General features: G+C 54.7%; 7 protein-coding genes and 1 pseudogene. 3 read left to right on the top strand and 5 right to left on the bottom strand.

From position 1 onward, the window contains the following. Positions 1 to 18: 18 nt before the first annotated feature. The 4 genes from tamL to hemW all read right to left on the bottom strand — a co-directional run bounded on the left by tamL (position 19) and on the right by hemW (position 9,960). Entirely contained in the window at positions 19 to 2,361 is a 2,343-nt protein-coding gene (gene tamL / locus NG346_RS00755; RefSeq protein WP_262278791.1) for a translocation and assembly module lipoprotein TamL, read from the bottom strand. A gap of 28 nt (positions 2,362 to 2,389) precedes the next feature. Beyond that, positions 2,390 to 6,976 carry a translocation/assembly module TamB domain-containing protein gene (locus NG346_RS00750; RefSeq protein WP_262278792.1) on the bottom strand — a complete coding sequence of 1,529 codons (4,587 nt, stop codon included), beginning with the start codon at positions 6,974 to 6,976 and terminating at the stop codon, positions 2,390 to 2,392. A 786-nt stretch (positions 6,977 to 7,762) separates the two neighbouring features. After that, positions 7,763 to 8,641, bottom strand: a complete 879-nt coding sequence (locus NG346_RS00745) for a DMT family transporter (protein WP_262278793.1) — start codon at positions 8,639 to 8,641, stop codon at positions 7,763 to 7,765. Positions 8,642 to 8,829: 188 nt separating this feature from the next. Then, complete coding sequence (gene hemW / locus NG346_RS00740; protein WP_262278794.1) at positions 8,830 to 9,960, bottom strand: radical SAM family heme chaperone HemW; 1,131 nt, start codon at positions 9,958 to 9,960, stop codon at positions 8,830 to 8,832. Between the two features lie 179 nt (positions 9,961 to 10,139). Between hemW and NG346_RS00735 the strand changes: the two genes are divergently transcribed. The 3 genes and pseudogenes from NG346_RS00735 to NG346_RS00725 form a co-directional block, all read left to right on the top strand. Continuing rightward, positions 10,140 to 12,299: an elongation factor G gene (locus NG346_RS00735; protein WP_262278795.1), complete on the top strand. Its 2,160-nt coding sequence runs from the start codon at positions 10,140 to 10,142 to the stop codon at positions 12,297 to 12,299. Between the two features lie 347 nt (positions 12,300 to 12,646). Then, entirely contained in the window at positions 12,647 to 14,044 is a 1,398-nt protein-coding gene (locus NG346_RS00730) for an NAD(P)/FAD-dependent oxidoreductase (RefSeq protein ID WP_262278796.1), read from the top strand. Between the two features lie 575 nt (positions 14,045 to 14,619). Further along, positions 14,620 to 14,987 (top strand): annotated as a pseudogene (locus tag NG346_RS00725) (transposase); the annotation flags it as partial. A gap of 286 nt (positions 14,988 to 15,273) precedes the next feature. Here the strand turns inward: NG346_RS00725 and glmM are convergent. Further along, positions 15,274 to 16,659, bottom strand: coding sequence for a phosphoglucosamine mutase (gene glmM / locus NG346_RS00720; protein WP_262278797.1), 1,386 nt, complete (start codon positions 16,657 to 16,659; stop codon positions 15,274 to 15,276). Positions 16,660 to 16,674: the final 15 nt, after the last annotated feature.

The following is a 16,674-nucleotide window of genomic DNA, read 5'->3' as shown; positions in this document are numbered from 1 at the left end:
ATGTTGTCTGCAACCTTATTAGAACGGGTAACCGATGGCGAAGTGAAGGCTCTGACTGTCGCGGAACGAGCCGACGTTGTAGAAGCCGCTCTTGTAGGGCACATGCAAGCCGACGCCCCAGTCCACACGGATGACCAGGAAGTCCATGTCGTAGCGCAGGCCAACGCCCGTGCCGAGTGCCATCTCCTTGAGGAGGTTCTTCGGTTCGAAATGTCCGCCGCTGCGGTCGTCCTTGTGCAGCGACCACACGTTGCCTGCATCAAGAAACATCGCACCATAGAGGTTGCCGAACAGCCGCGGACGGTATTCTAGGTTGCCCAAGAGCTTCAAGTCGCCCGTCTGGTCGAGATAGTTATTCGTTGCTGACTCAGCGTTGTGGTAGCTTCCCGGTCCTATGCTGCGCACGGTGAAGGCACGGATGCTGTTGGCACCACCGACATAGAACTGCTCGCTGTAGGGCGCCTCGCCCGAGTTGCCGTAAGCCCACAGCATACCCAAGTCGCCGTGCGCCACGAGACTGCTGTGCTCCGTCAGTTGCCACGTCTTCACCAGCTCTGTTTCCAATTTGAAGAACTGAGCGTATGGATTCTTGAATAGCTCCTTATTTTTCTTGCTCCATTTGTTTCCGGCCACCATCTCGCCAAGGGACAGAATGTTGCCGCTCTCGCTGACCGTGGTCTGCCACCACAGCGGATTGCGGTAGGTCTTCGGACTCGTGTAGGTGTAGACATACTGCATCTTCGGGATGAACTGGTCGCGCATGGTGTAGGCCAGATAAGGATTGGCGGTGAGCACCGAGTCGAAGGCTGCCGTGCGCCGCTTCATATATTCATAGGAGAACGATAGGGGAGTGTACTGGTGTTTGCTCGTCGGTGACGTCTGGAGGTTGTAAGTCCACTCACCCGACACGATGCGGCGCTTAAAGAATCCCGCACGGTTGAGGATGTCGGTCGAGAACTTCAGCGTTGTCGACGGCGTGGAGAAGAAGCCGATGCGGCGGAAGTGGTTGAAGAGCTTCTTGCGGAAATACGAGACGTAAGGGATGACCATACGCGGCAGTTGCAGCGAGACATCCGCACCATACTCATAGCTGTTGAACTTCGACGCGTTGCCTTCTCCGTGGTGTGCCGTCTGCCACTCATAGTTGCCCTTGATCTTCAGGTCGAGGAGCTCGCCGCCGCGGAATGCGTTGCGCCGCGTGATGCCGAGCACAGCGCCCGGTCCGATGCGGTTGTTGGTCTTTCCGGTGACGTTGCCTTCCAAGTAGATGTCGTAAGGCTTGTCAAAGACCAGGTTCATGTGCATGTCGAGTGTGTCGGCACGCCCTGTGGTGTCGCGTGGCGAGAAGTTGACGTCGACGGTGCTGAACAGTCCCGTTGAGGACAGGTTGCTGATACCGGCTTGATATTCAGAATAGTTGTAGAGCTGGCGGGGGAAGAGACGGTTGGCGCTGAGGATGACGGGCACGCGCAGTGGCGAGTGCTTGCCATTGTATCGCATGGTGATGTCGCGTCGCGTCTCGCTGTTCATGAGGCTGTCGCCATAGCTTTTGTGCAAGTCGATGTTGATCTTTCCGATGGTCCATTTGCGCTCCGCCACGCTTGGCGTCTGCTCGGCGAGTTGCAGTTTCAACAGCACTTTTCCCGGTTGCGAGACGCTGTCGACGAGCCACGAGGCATAGGACGGCTGATAGTAGAAGAAGCCGTTGTTGCGCAGCAGGGTGCTCACGCGTCGGCGCTCGGCGTCGAGGGTGTTCACGTCAAAGGCGTCGCCCTCGCGGATTCTTGCCTCGGCTGTGGTCGCCATGATGAGGCTGTCGGCCTGAGACGGGAAGCCCTGATAGCTGAGCGAGTCCACCGTCCACAGCGGTCCCATGTCTACGGTGTATTTGATCTTGGCCTTTTTCGGGTTGTGCTGCTTGATGATGTCATATCCCACCTTGCCGTGGAAGTAGCCGTGGGCGCGCAGCACCTCCTGCGCCACCGAGGCGCGCAGGGCAGGGTTGACCCAGCTGAGCAGCACCGGACGGGAGCCGAAGGAGGATAGCATCCATTTCGAGAAACCGTCATCGCTGCCGACAAAGGCGTTCCAGACCCACAGTCCCACCTGAAAGGGCGATCTGACCGAACTGCTGCCGAAGAGAGCACCGTTGGGGGCTGTGGCCAGGGCAGCGTCTATTTCCGCTTGCGTGCTGGTGAAATGCGTGTCGTGCACGGACGCGATATAGTCGGTTTTGGCCAGTCCCGTGAAGAGCTGGTCACCGTCGGGGATGCTTCGGGTGGTCGAGCAGGCGGTGACGAGTACCGTCGTCAGCGCCAACATCAGCGTTTTTGCGAGTCGAGTGATATGCGTGTATGTCATGGATTGAAATTGCTATATATATAAGGTGTCAGTTGTCGAGCGAGTCTTTTTTCTCTTTGCCAAACAGGTCGCTGAGGCCGCTGAACTTTCTCTTCCACAGGAAGCCGCCGCCGAACTTGCTCACGTTGCCCTCCAGCCAGTCATAGCTGTCGCGGACGTAGAACAGGTTGAGATATTTGTTCGAGGTGGGACTGAGCCGGTATTCCAGCGTCACATTGTCGAAGAAAGTCTGATCCTGCTGTGGCGACACGTCGGCACCGGTCGACAGCTTGCCGCCGATGGAGACGCGCAGCCGGTTGTTCCAGAAGCGCTTGGCAAACTTAAACGAGTAGTCGGTGTGGAGTGCGCCCTGCGAGTTGAAAGAGTTCTCCACGCCCACGCTGACGTCGAGCGATCGCAGGGCTTTGCCGGAGATCTGGTTGATCTGACTGTTGAGGAAGGCACTCAGTGCCGAGTTCATGGTGAAGTTGCTCATGTTGCCGTCGGCGAGATACATGCCTGTGGTGAGCATGGTAACGGCGAGCTTGCCGCGCTCCTCCTTCGACATGGATTGCAGCTGGTTGTGGATCGTCATGTCCTCGGGTGCGTCGATGGTGAACTCCAGTCCCATGTCCTGCAAGGTCTTCGTGACCACGACGCCGCAGTTGAACGTGACCATACGTCCCTCGCCAGCCTCGCTGCCCACGGCCGACTTGGTCTGTTCGGTTGCCGTGATGTTGAGCGTCGGATTCATCGGGTCGCCGGTGAAGGCGATGTAGCTGCCGTCCTGGATGGTGAAGGTCTTCAGTGGGATGACGGGAAGTGAGTATTTCATCTCGCCCGAGCCGATGGTGTAGCGTCCGCGGAGGATGACGCCGTCGGCGATGTTGTATTGCATGCGCATGTCGCCGCCGCCGATGACGTCGACATAGTTGGAGTGGTCGGCATTGAGATAGGCGTCGACGTGCGCGCCGTCGTCGATGTGGATGTTCAAGTCCACGTTCAGACCCGTGAGCGGCGGCCGGCTGACTTCGTCATTGATGGTGTCACTGAAGTTGGTAAACTGCGCGAGTCCGTCGAGTTGGTTGTCGGTGGAGAGCGGAGTGTCCTTCAGATTGTATTTCAGGTCGGTGGTGCCGAGCACGTCGGTGCGTCCACGTACCTTGAGATTGTCGAGCAGTCCTGTCATCGTACCATAGAAGTTGACGTAGGCCTTGCCGTAGACTTCGGAGCGGCTGGTCTCCTTGGCGTCTACGAGCAGCAGGTTGGTGCCGCGCATCTGTACGTTGAGCCGCATGGCGTCGAGGTCGCTGAAGTCAAAGGAGCCCTTGACGTTGAGCGGCTGGTCGTTGTGGGCAAAGACCTCGAAGTTCTCAAAGAGCAGCTTGCTGTCCTTGAACGTCACGGGGTCTGAGGCGAAGGCAAGCTCCATGCCGTAGGGCTCAGAGAACATGCTGGCCGAGTCGAGGAAGAGCTCTCCGTTGACGACAGGCTTGGTGAGCGAGCCTTTGATGGTCAGGTTGCCGTCGGCAGTACCCTTAAATCCCACGATTTTCTGCGGAATAAAACCGTTGGCCAAGGCCAGCGGCAGGTGGTCGGTGTTGACCTTTGCGTCGAGGTAACCGTTTCCGGCTGCGTTATAGGTACCTGTAAGTGTACCCACCTCGTCGCCGTCGTGGGTGAGGATGCCGTCGACATAGTGGGTGCCGTCGGGCTTCGGCATATAGGTGAACTCCGAGCCTACGTCGCCCATCTCGCAACCCTCATAGACCATGTCCTTCACGTCGACAGCCGAGGACACCGAGAGCTGTTCGGGTGTCTGGATGAGGTGGAAGTCGCCGTTGAGGATTCCCGAAATATTCGGCATGTAGGGGATGATGGACAGTGCCTCGCCGAGGTTGAGCTGATGCGTGGAGACGGTGATGTCCTGCAGAGCTTCGGTGTTTTCGTCGTTGGTGAAGACTTGCAGTCCCATGCCGTCGGCAGCCTTCATCTTCACGTTGGCGCTGACTCGCCGGTTGCCGTCGAGGAAGACATAGTTGCTGTCGTTGACGCTGAACTCCTTGTAGGCCAGTATCGGGTTGTCGCCCGCGAGATGGATGCGTATGCCGTGGTCTAGCATGGCGGCTTCGAGGCTGAGGCGGAGTCTGAGCTTGTCCTTGGCGTCGTAGAGACGTGTGGTGAGCGTCGTACCGCTGCCCTGCAACGTGCCGTCGAGAAGGGCGTTGAAGACATACTTCGGGTTTTTCTTACCGTTGTGCAGCTGCAGGGTGTAGGCCACATTGTCGAGTCCCGACTTGATGCTCAGCCTCATGGTGTCCACCTCCATGCTGTCGTAGACCACAGAGTCGGCTTGCACCGTACCGTTGAGGCCGAGCAGGGGCGAGGAACTCATGTTCATCTGCAGGTTGTGGAGGTCGTAGCCAAAATGCTTCAATACGCGGTAGACGATATTCTCGCTGCCCGCCGAGAGCTGGATGCGCAGATCGGGGAGCAGCCGGCGCAGGCGTGCCTCGTCGATATACTTGTTGGTCATCTGCCGCTGCAGTTCTGTCACGAGGGCATTGCCGTGCTTGATGAGTCGTTCATAGCTGCCTCTGCCATCCATGTTGAGGTGGAAGTCGCCGCAGTCCACGATGGCGTGGGTGGTGTCGCGCGTGGTGAGTATGTCGAGCATCACCTCCTGCGGGCGATAGTGGCGGTTGCCCTCGCTGAGTGTGATGTCGCTGAACATGCCCTCGATGTCGTGATGCTGTTTCAAGTCTGAGCGTATGTCGACGTGCCCGCAGAGTCCGAGGGTGATCGGCTTGTCGGCGAGATGCAGGGCGTAGAGGTCGGCGTGGGCGAGATCGCAGGCGACCGTGCCGATAAACGCGTGGCGGTTGAGCTGGGCGTTGATGCCGACGAGACCCTTGAATAGCGGGTTGACGCTGTTGACGTGGGCTTCTACACGGCCGCCGCGGATGTTTGCCGTGGCCTTGATGCCGCTGAGGTTATAGCCGGAGTAAGCGAACTGCAGACTGTGAATCTCGGCCTTCACGCGGGTGCGGGGCGAGAAGAGGTCGGTGCCCGTGCCGTTGGCGGCCAGCGTGCCGGTGAAGGGATGCAGGCCCTGGCGGGGGAGGAAGTGGTTGAGTGGGAAGCGGCGTGCACGCAGATGGGCTTTATAGGCCAGTGCGCCACGGGTGTCTATGGCTGCCTGACCGCTGAGCGAACCGCCGCCCTGCGTGGCGATGAATGTCGAGGCATAGCGCGGTCCGTTGACCTTGACGCGTCCGCGGAAGCCGATGCCATTGGGCAGGGCGACCGTCTTGGGCAGTGCGCTGCCAAGTATTCGCTTCACGGGTTTGAGGTCGAAAGTGTGGGCTTTGACGTTGAGGTCGGCCGTGATGCGTTTCGGGTCGGTCAAGTTGCTCAGGAAACCGTCGGCCGAGAGGCGCAGCAGGGTGGGGACGGCGAGGCTGATCGCGTCGAGATGCAGCCGCCGGAGGTTGCCGCCGAAGCTGCCGTTGACGATCAGCGGCTGTCGGGGCAGGTTGTTGAGTAGCTGACGTGGCATGTATGGTCCGGCGAGGAGCCTGATGTCGCTCATGCCCACGTGGCCGTGGACGGTGGCGCGGAGGCTTCCCGGCAGGCTGTCGGCAAAGGCGTTCATGTCCATGGCAAAGGCCAGGCGCAGCTGCGAGCCCGGTGTCTCAAGGCTCAGTCCGGGCAGTTCGAGGCGTGTGCTGTCCATGCGGAAGGGTCCTTGCAGCTTGTCGACGGTCAGACCGCTCTTTTCGTGAAAGGCAGCCTGACGGATGATGAGGTTGATCTTGGAGTCGCAATAATAAAAGGAGTCGGCCTTGAGGTTGAGTTCCGAGAGTGCGAGATGGTTGAAGTCCAGGCCCTTCGTCTTCTTGACAAAGTTCTGGTCCATGGCCAGCGCGCCCGTCTGCCAGTCGAGATGGCCGACGGTATAGAGACTCTTGAACAGGTCGAGATAGGCTTGCCGCGCGTCGAGACTGCCCATGAGGGCGTGGATGGCGAGCGTGTCGCCGGGCAGGTGCAGGGCAAAGGCGGTGTTGCGGGCCTTGAGCCGATTGATGGCGATCTTCCAGTAGTTGGTGCTCGGCGTGGTGTCGGGCGGTACGGTGTCGCTGAGCGCGATGTCGATGTTGGCGTTGTCGAGCAGGCAGTGGTTGACGTTGACATGCTCTTTGCCGAGGTCGATGCCGTGGGCTTTGAGCGTCAGCGTGCCCACCTTGCCCTTGATGCGGCATTTGGGGATGAAGTGTGTGGTGTTGACCTGCATGTCGCGGAAGGAGAGCTCGTCGACCATGACCTGCTTTCTCAGCAGAGGCCAGAGCTGCACGTCGGCGACGGTGCGATGGATATGTGCCACAGTGTCCGTCACGCCGCGCAGCGAGTCGTTGGGCTCAAGCACCTTCACCTCGTCGAGGGCGAGATCCAACGGCCATGCCAAGCGCACGTGTCCCACGCTGATCTGCATCTTCATCTTGTCTGATGCATAGCGTGTGACCTGCCCTACCGCCCAGTTCTGAAACGGTGGGAAGTAGAAGAGCAGGCAGAGTATGATGATCAGCAATACGGGAATGCCTACGGCAATGCCCGCCCACTTGAGGTATTTCTTCATGCTATATGTTCCAAATGTCTTCTATACCATGCAAAGTAACGAAAAAATAGTGAGAAAAGCAAATCTATCAGCTAAATTCTATCTTGTGTTTTTTTGCTGCGCTGTTCTTTGCTTTTCTATATTGCCAATGTCTGCTCATAGATGTTGGTGATTTGTATAAATGAAGATGCCCCAAGGACTCACTTGCGTGAACCCTTGGGGCATCTTATGTTCACTCAGGCCTGCATCCTTCTGTGTGTGTAGGCTTGAGGCGCTTTCTCTTTTTTACTGTGGAAATCCTTGGTTAGGCGCAGCCATAGGATCCGCCCTTCATCAGGGCATCTCCGTAAGCGTTCATGCACTCCAAGTAATTCTCCCAAACTTTCTTCAAAGTCATCTTAATGTTATCCATAAACTTTTTCATCTTTTTTCCTTTCTTACTTTAAAAGGTTACACAATCTGTTAACTAACTCTCATGTCGGGAGCCTCACGGTTCCCATTCTTCAATGTTGTTATCCTGTATCTTAATACCTGACCGATACCTACGTTATCCTGTATCTTGATACCTTGTTTATCTTAAACCTTTATATTGTTTTCGTCTTATGACACTGCAAAGTTACGACCATTTCCCCATACTGGCAACTTAAAAGTGTAAAAAATCACTTTTTGTAGGCGCATTTTGACGTGGGTCAAAAGTTGTCAGTCGATTGCTTGATACAAGTCAAATGTTGTCAGCACACTCTTTGCCGTATTGACGAGATTTGTCCTGTTTGTAACATAAATGCAATATATGCTTGTCTCTTTTTCCTATTTTGCAGTCTTCTTCTCTCTTGAGAGCACCAAGAGGATGACGGCGGAGAGGATGAGGACGATACCGATGGCCAGGCGTAAGGTGAAGCTCTCGCCAAAGATGCACACGCCGATGCACACGGCGGTGACAGGTTCTACGGCTCCCATGATGGCAGTCGGTGTGCTGCCAATATGTTCGATGGCAATGTTGATGAAGTAGAGACTTAGCACGGTGGGAAGCAGGGCAAGCTGCAGGGCCGACGCCCATTCCAACGGTGTACGCAGCGGTTCGAGCGGCTCACCTATAAATAAGGTGTAGACGAGTAGGGCAAGGAGGCCGAAGAAGACGATCCAGAAGGTGAACTTCACGGGCGAGAGCTTGGTGTGGGTTTGGTTGACACCGATGATGTAGAAAGCGTAGAGCAGTGAGGAGAGGATGACGAGAGATACGCCGACGGTGCTGAGCGTCACGCCGCCTTTGCCGTGATAGAGTAGGGCAATGCCGCTGACCGCCATGAGGATGCACAGCGTGGTGCTCCATGTCATGTGCTCGTGGTAAAAGACGACCATCAGCACGGCCACCATAATGGGATAGCTGAAGAGAATTGTGCTCGACACACCGGCATCCATATAGCGGAAACTCAGGTAGAGCGTGGCGGAGGACATCGACATCAGCGTGCCGAGGATGGCCAGACGGATGGCTGTGCCCCAACTGATGGTCAGCGACTCACGCTTGGCAACCATCCAGATGAGGAACATCAGGGTGGCGAAAGCATAGCGGTAGACAAGTACCGACGACGGATTCATGCCGTCGGCATAGAGTTGCAGGGTACCCAGGGGGTTGGTACCGTAGAAGATGGCGGCTAAGAGAGCTGCCGCAAAGCCTTTTAGTTTCATTGTTGAATGATGAATGGTGAATAGAGAGGGCAACACAGTGGGGGGATAAGGCACTGCGAGAGGGCCGCTGCACAACAGCGGCATACCGAACCGAGCGAACTCGACGAAACAAGGGATGAACGCCCTATGCCCCCTTGAAGCATATTGCTCTCCCTCTCCTTGGGAGAGGGGGCGGGGGGATGAGGCCTCTATACGTGCATCAGGTCGCTCATGATCGTGTTGCTCAGCAAGATGCCTTGACGGGTGAGGTGGAGGTGATGGCCGGTGATGGCCAGCATCTGCTTGTCGAGGAAGGGCTGGGCTTGGGCGAGGAGATAGGAGCGATAGGGAGGCGAGAGCCTGTCGAGGTCGAGGCCTTCCCGTGTGCGCAGGGCCGTGGTGATGAGGTCGTCGTAGTGAGTGCTCTCATCGATGGACTCCTCGGTATAGGGCAGTCGCCCGGCCTCGATGGCCGTGATGTACTGTTTGAGATCGGCGACCGCCCAATGGCGGGAATGGCCGTCGTAGCTGTGGGCCGCCGCGCCGAGTCCGATATATGGGATGTCATGCCAGTAGCTGCTGTTGTGGCGGCTGCGATAGGACGAAGGGCGGTGCAGAGCCTTGTCATCGTCTGACAGTTTGGCAAAGTTGCTGATCTCGTAGTGCTCGTAGCCAGCCTTGGAGAGTCGGTCGATAAGCGTGTCGTACATGCTGATGCTCAGTTCTTCGTCGATCTCACTGACCTTGCCTTGCTCCAACATACGGTAGAGTGGTGTGCCCTCCTCGTACATCAGTCCGTAGGCAGAGAGATGCTCGGGCTGTAGGCGAAGGGCGTGGTCGATGTCGTGTTGCCAGTCGTCCATGGTCTCATTCGGGAAGCCAAACATCAAGTCGAGGCTGATGTTGCGGATGCCGTCGGCGCGCAGGATGTCGAACGCGCGGTTTACCTCCTCTGCGGTATGGCGGCGGTGGAGCAGTCGCAGACGGTTTTCGTCGAAGGTCTGGGCACCCATGCTCACGCGGTTGACAGGCAGATCACGGAACATCGAGGGGGAGATGTCGTCGGGATTGCACTCCATCGTCACCTCCGCGTCAGTGGCAACGGGGTACACCTTATATATATAGGTGAACAGCCGCAGCAGGTCGTCGTGGCTCAGCTGACTGGGTGTGCCGCCACCGAGATAGATCGTCTCAATGGGCGGATGTTTTTTTTGCAAGCTCATCTCCCGGCATAGTGCATCGACATAGCGCGACCTCAACTCCAGCATTGTCGTGGAGTAGAAGCCGCAGTAGATGCACCGCGAGGCACAAAAAGGAATGTGAACGTATAGTCCCGCCATGATACACTCTTGGTTATTTACGACTGCAAAATTACTAATAAGTTTTAAAAAATAGCCCATAAATGATAGTTTGATTTGCAACCTATTGTTTTTTTTCCTATCTTTAGCCACGAATTAGCGGGCACAACCCCGTTTACCTTGACCGAGACATTTATCTAACAACTTTAAACCCTTTTGATATGAGAGTATATCAGACAGACGAAATCAAGAACATTGCCCTGCTGGGCAGTGCGGGAAGCGGCAAGACCACCCTTGCCGAGAGTATGCTTTATGAAGCCGGCGTCATCAAGCGGCGTGGTACAGTGGAAGGGAAGAACACTGTGAGCGATTACTTCCCTGTAGAGCTTGAGTATGGTTACTCCGTCTTCCCCACCGTGTTTCATGTGGAATGGAACAATAAGAAACTCAATATCATCGACTGCCCGGGTAGTGACGACTTCATCGGCGGAGCCATCACTTCGCTCAATGTCACTGACCAGGCCGTGATTCTCATCAACGGACAGTTTGGTCCGGAGGTGGGTACACAAAACAACTTCCGTTATACCGAAAAGCTGAAGAAGCCCGTCATCTTCCTGATCAACCAGCTCGACTCAGACAAGTGCGACTATGACAACATCATCGAGCAGATGAAGGACATCTACGGCGGCAAGTGCGTGGAGATCCAGTATCCATTGGAGACGGGTCCAAACTTCCACAGCCTGATCGATGTACTCATCATGAAGAAACTCTCTTGGGGACCCGATGGCGGTGAGCCCAAGCGTGAGGAGATTCCTGCTGAGGAAATGGATAAGGCCATGGAACTGCACAAAGCTCTTGTCGAGGCCGCGGCCGAGAACGACGACCAGCTCATGGAGAAGTTTTTCGATACGGAGTCGCTTACCGAGGACGAGATGCGTGAGGGTATCCGTAAGGGACTCGTCACGCGCAGCATCTTCCCCGTGTTCTGCGTCGATGCGCATAAAGATATGGGCGTACAACGACTGATGGAGTTCTTGGGCAATGTGGTGCCGTTTGTCAGCGAGATGCCTAAGGTGCGCAACACGCGCGGCGAAGAGGTGACGCCCGACAGCAATGGCCCGGAGAGCCTCTACTTCTTCAAGAGCGGCATAGAGCCGCATATCGGCGAGGTGTCTTACTTCAAGGTGATGAGTGGAAGTGTCAAGCCGGGCGATGATCTCTTCAATGCTGACCGTGGATCCAAGGAGCGTATGGGACAGATCTATGTCTGTGCCGGTGCCAACCGTATCCCCGTGGATCAGCTCAACGCCGGTGACATCGGCTGTACCGTGAAGCTGAAAGATGTGAAGACGGGCAACACACTCGATGGTAAGGGTACCGAAGAGCGTTTTGACTTCATCAAGTATCCTAACCCGAAGTATAGCCGTGCCGTCAAAGCCAACAACCCGCAAGATACCGAGAAGATGATGGCTGCATTGCTGAAGATGCGCCAGGAAGACCCGACATGGGTGGTGGAGCAGAGCAAAGAACTCCGGCAGACCATCGTGCATGGACAGGGTGAGTTCCACCTGCGCACGCTGAAATGGCGCTTGGAGAACAATGAGAAGATACCCGTGACCTTTGAAGAGCCGAAGATTCCGTATCGTGAGACGATCACCAAGAAGGCAAAGGCTGAATACCGTCATAAGAAACAGAGCGGTGGTGCCGGACAGTTTGGTGAGGTGCATCTCATCGTGGAGCCTTATGCAGAGGGAATGCCTGATCCCGTGAGCTATAACTTCGGCGGTCAGGAGTTCAAGATGAACATCAAACAGAAGGAAGAGCGCGACCTGCCATGGGGCGGAAAGCTGGTATTTATCAACTCCGTTGTCGGTGGTGCCATCGACCTGCGTTTCATGCCTGCCATCCTCAAGGGTGTGATGGACTGCATGGAGCACGGTCCGTTGACAGGCAGCTATGCGCGCGACGTGCGTGTGGTGGTCTACGATGGTAAGATGCATCCAGTCGACTCCAACGAGCTCAGCTTCACGTTGGCAGCGCGTCATGCATTCTCTATGGCTTTCAAGGAGGCCGGCCCGAAGATTCTGGAGCCGATTTATGACTTGGAAGTCTACGTGCCGAGTGACTACATGGGTGATGTGATGAGCGACCTGCAAGGCCGTCGTGCCATCATCATGGGTATGGATGCTGAGGCAGGCTATCAGAAACTCAGTGCCAAGATACCTTTGAAGGAACTGTCGAACTATAGTGTGGCACTCAGCTCACTGACTGGTGGCCGCGCCAGCTTCACCACGAAGTTCGCAAGCTACGAGCTCGTGCCGAACGACATCCAGCAGAAGCTCATTGCCGCTCATGAGGCAGAGGCTACCGCTGAGGAATAGTCTACTTTTTCCATTTGAAGTTAATATACAAGAGAGAGGGTCCCAAGCCGTTGATGGCCTGGGGCCTTTTCGTGTGACCGATGCTAACCTTTTATACCTATATCAATACCATATTCAATAGGTTCTCTTCTTAGTTTATGAGCAAAGGCAGGGAACACTTCACATCGATAGACCTATTTCTCCTAATAAAGTTGAATTAGGGATGGCAACAAACAAAAGAAAACACATGGAATTGCAGAATTCAGAATTTTGCATTACCTTTGTAACAACAATCAAAAGAGGGTGAGCTGTATCGCAGGAAATGCGCAGAACGCAAATCCTCTAATCGTAACTACATATATATCATAATGAGTGTCAATATCAATAGAAACGGTCTGAAGCGAGTAGTCATCGTTGGTGGCGGCTTAGGAGGCCTGCGGCTTGCCAATCAACTCAAGGACAGCAACCTGCAAGTAGTACTCATCGACAAGAACAACTACCATCAGTTTCCCCCACTGATCTATCAGGTGGCTTCGGCCGGACTTGCTCCCAGTTCCATCTCCTTCCCCTTCCGACAGATATTCCGCAAGCGCAAGAACTTCTATTTCCGCATGGCTGAAGCCCGTGCGGTGTTCCCCGATAAGAAGATTCTACAGACTTCCATCGGTAAGATCGACTACGATTACCTCGTTTTTGCGGCCGGAGCAACGACGAACTTCTTTGGCAACAAGAACGTGGAAGAGTGGTCTATTCCCATGCGTACACTGTCTGAGGCCATGGGGCTGCGCAATGCACTGCTCTCAAACTTGGAGCGTGCACTGACCTGCGCCACGGAGGAAGAGCGACAGGAACTGCTCAACGTCGTCATCGTAGGCGGTGGTGCTACCGGTGTGGAGATTGCCGGCGCCATCTCGGAGATGAAGCGCTATGTCATCCCCTACGATTATCCCGACATGGACGCATCGCACATGCACATCTATCTGCTTGAAGCCGGAGACCGTCTCTTGGCAGGTATGTCGCAAGAAGCATCGGAGAAGGCTCTCGAATATTTAAGAGGCATGGGCGTCGACGTGCAGTTTGGAAAGATGGTGACCGACTACCGCGACTATCGCATCATCATCAAAGACGGCACATCGATCGCCACACGCACCTTCCTTTGGGTTTCCGGTATCCGTGCCCAGCCGATCACGGGCATCGAAGGCGACAAGCTCGGACGTGGCTTCCGCATTCTTGTCGATGGCTGCAACCGTGTGCGTGGCTACGACAACATCTTTGCCATCGGCGACCAGTGCCTGATGACTGCCGATCCCGCCTATCCCAAAGGCCATCCGCAGTTGGCGCAGGTAGCTATCCAGCAGGCTACCCAACTCGCCGAAAACCTCAAAAGACTGTCTCACCACGACACGGACCTCAAGCCCTTCCACTACAACGACCTTGGCTCAATGGCCACCGTTGGCCGCAACAAGGCCGTCGCCGACCTGGGCAAGGTACGCACACAGGGATTCATAGCATGGGTGCTATGGCTCATCGTTCACCTTCGCTCCATCTTAGGTGTGCGCAACAAGCTGATGGTGATGCTCAGTTGGGCATGGCAATACTTCAGTTACAACGTCTCTATCCGCACGATCGTCTATGCCACCAAGCCCAAGATGATCCGCGAACGCATCAAGCGAGAGCAGACGACGCACCTGGGAGAGGATCTAAAGCCTCACCCCCAGCCCCTCTCCCAAGGAGAGGGGAGTGATTACTCTGACAAAACCCTATAGACACCTTTTGCTTATCGAAGTAACTGGTTGTAGACTATGAGCCTCACCCCCACCCCCTCTCCGAAGGAGAGGGGAGTAATCACTCTGGCGAAACCCTAAAGACACCTTTTGCTTATCGAAGTAACTGGTTGTAGACTCTTTAATAAAGAGAAGAAGATACATACAAAAAGACGAAGAGGGTGTATCAAAATTCTGATTCATCCTCTTTGACTTTCACAAGCCGGGGCTTTGTCATATCACAAAAATTTAGTATCTTTGTGATATAAACGAATTACATGGCAAAAATACACTTTCTTGATTACAATCCCAAACAAATTATCCTTTTTCCTCAACGTCTTGACAAAGATATTGCAACAAACGTTTATACAGAAATTTAGCAAGATTTTCAACGCTTGTTTTTACTGCCTTACAAATGATTATTCGCTGCGTAGATTTTAATCATTCCCTGCGTAGCGAACGATCTTTTTCTATAGCGTTACAACATTGGGAACATAGCTTCGCCCCCAAAAGAACATAGCTTCGACCCCGCAAGAATGCAGCTTCAAACCCGCAAGAATGCAGCTTCAAACCCAATCAAGGGCAACAGGATCATCGAGGTCAACCACAGTCTTGCCAAATACAGAAAGCAGGCCGCGGAAAGACTTACTTCGGAAGAAGGAATAAAATATAGGGGGAAAAGATGCATAGAGCCAGAGGCCGTCTTCGTACAGATGAAGTACGACATGAACTACAAACGCTTCAGGCACTTCGATATGGACAAGTCAAGATGGACTTTGCCTTCTTTGCGATTGCTTTCAACATAAAGAAAATGAGCTCGAAAATCAACAAAAAAGGCAAGGAAAAGCCTTTTGAAGCCGCTAATACGGCCTATTTCTGCCTACTTGCGGTCCTGACGACTCTAAAAACAACGAAAAATGGAAATTTAACTAAAAAGTCGGCCTAATCCTAATTTTACGACTATCATTGTAAAAGAAAAGAGGATGCACCATAAAACTTAATTATGATACACCCTCTTCGTCTTTTATGCATAGCTATTAGTCGCGAACTCTCATGAAAGCCCCTTTTCAGCCATACTACTCTTCCTCTAACACCTAACTTTCATCCATATAGGCACCGCTTATGAATTGTTTAGCCAACATATCACTCCCCTCTCCCTCGGAGAGGGGTTGGGGGTGAGGCTGTAGAGGGGTTGGGGGTGAGGCTGTAGAGTTGGGGGTGAGGCTCCTTTTCTACCTCTTCACAAACGCCATGAGCTCCTTGCCGAGTGCGTCAGCCTCTTCGGCGGTATGCGCCTCACTGTAGACGCGGATGATCGGCTCAGTGTTGCTCTTGCGCAGGTGCACCCATTTGTCGGGGAAGTCGAGTTTCACGCCGTCGATGTCAGTAACCTGTACGTCAGGCTGAGAAGCGAAGTGCTCCTTCACCTTATTTAATATAGCGTCGATGTCTGTATCAGGCTGCAAGTCCACGCGGTTCTTTGCCATGAAATAGTTCGGGAAAGTGGCGCGCAGCTGACTGGCTTTCATACCCTTCTGCGCCATGCTGCTGAGGAAGAGGCCGATGCCCACGAGGGCATCACGACCGTAGTGGCTCTCGGGGTAGATGACTCCACCATTGCCCTCACCACCGATGACAGCTCCTACCTCCTTCATCTTCGTAGTGACATTCACCTCGCCAACGGCTGCTGCGTAGTATTTGCAGCCATGGCGCTCTGTGACATCACGCAGGGCACGTGTAGAACTCAGGTTGCTCACGGTAGAACCCTTGACATGGTCGAGGATGTAGTCAGCCACTGTCACCAGTGTGTATTCCTCGCCATACATCTTACCATCCTCCTGAATGAATGCCAGACGGTCTACATCAGGGTCAACGACGATACCGAGGTCATACCCGCCATTGGTCACCTCGCTCATGATGCCGCCGAGGTTGCGCTCCAAGGGTTCAGGGTTGTGGGCGAAATCGCCGTTAGCCTCGCCGTTGAGGAACTTATATTCCACACCGAGGGCGTCGAGCAGATGGGGCAGGATGATGCCGCCAACCGAGTTGATCGAGTCTACGCACACCTTGAAGTGAGCCTTCTTGATAGCATCCACGTCCACGAGGTCGAGAGCCAGCACACTGTCGATATGGCGCTGGTTAAAGCTGTCGTCGTGGGTATAGTGTCCGAGATGGTCTACATCAGCGTATTCGAAGTCCTCTTTCTCGGCAATGTCCAGCACGGCATTGCCGTCAGCTTTGGTCAGGAACTCACCCTCGTTGTTGAGCAACTTCAGCGCGTTCCAGTGACGTGGATTGTGGCTGGCCGTGATGATGATGCCGCCGTCAGCACCACTCATGCGCACGGCGAGCTCGGTGGTCGGCGTTGTTGCCAAGCCAATGTCAATCACATCGTAGCCCATGCCCATCAGCGTGCCGCAGACAACGCTGCGGACCATCGGGCCGGAGATGCGGGCGTCACGCCCAACGACAATCTTGTTGGCATTAGACTTTGCGCTGCGACGGATGAACGTAGCGTAAGCGGAAGTGAACTTCACAATGTCCAGGGGATTCAGTGTATCACCTGTGCGGCCGCCAATAGTGCCGCGAATGCCGGAAATAGATTTAATCAGAGTCATATATTGATAATCATC

The organism is Hallella absiana, assembly GCF_025457485.1.
GTDB classification, from domain to species: domain Bacteria; phylum Bacteroidota; class Bacteroidia; order Bacteroidales; family Bacteroidaceae; genus Prevotella; species Prevotella absiana.
The sequence above is the reverse complement of the archived record's forward strand: the minus strand, read 5'-3'. Positions and strand labels throughout refer to the sequence as shown.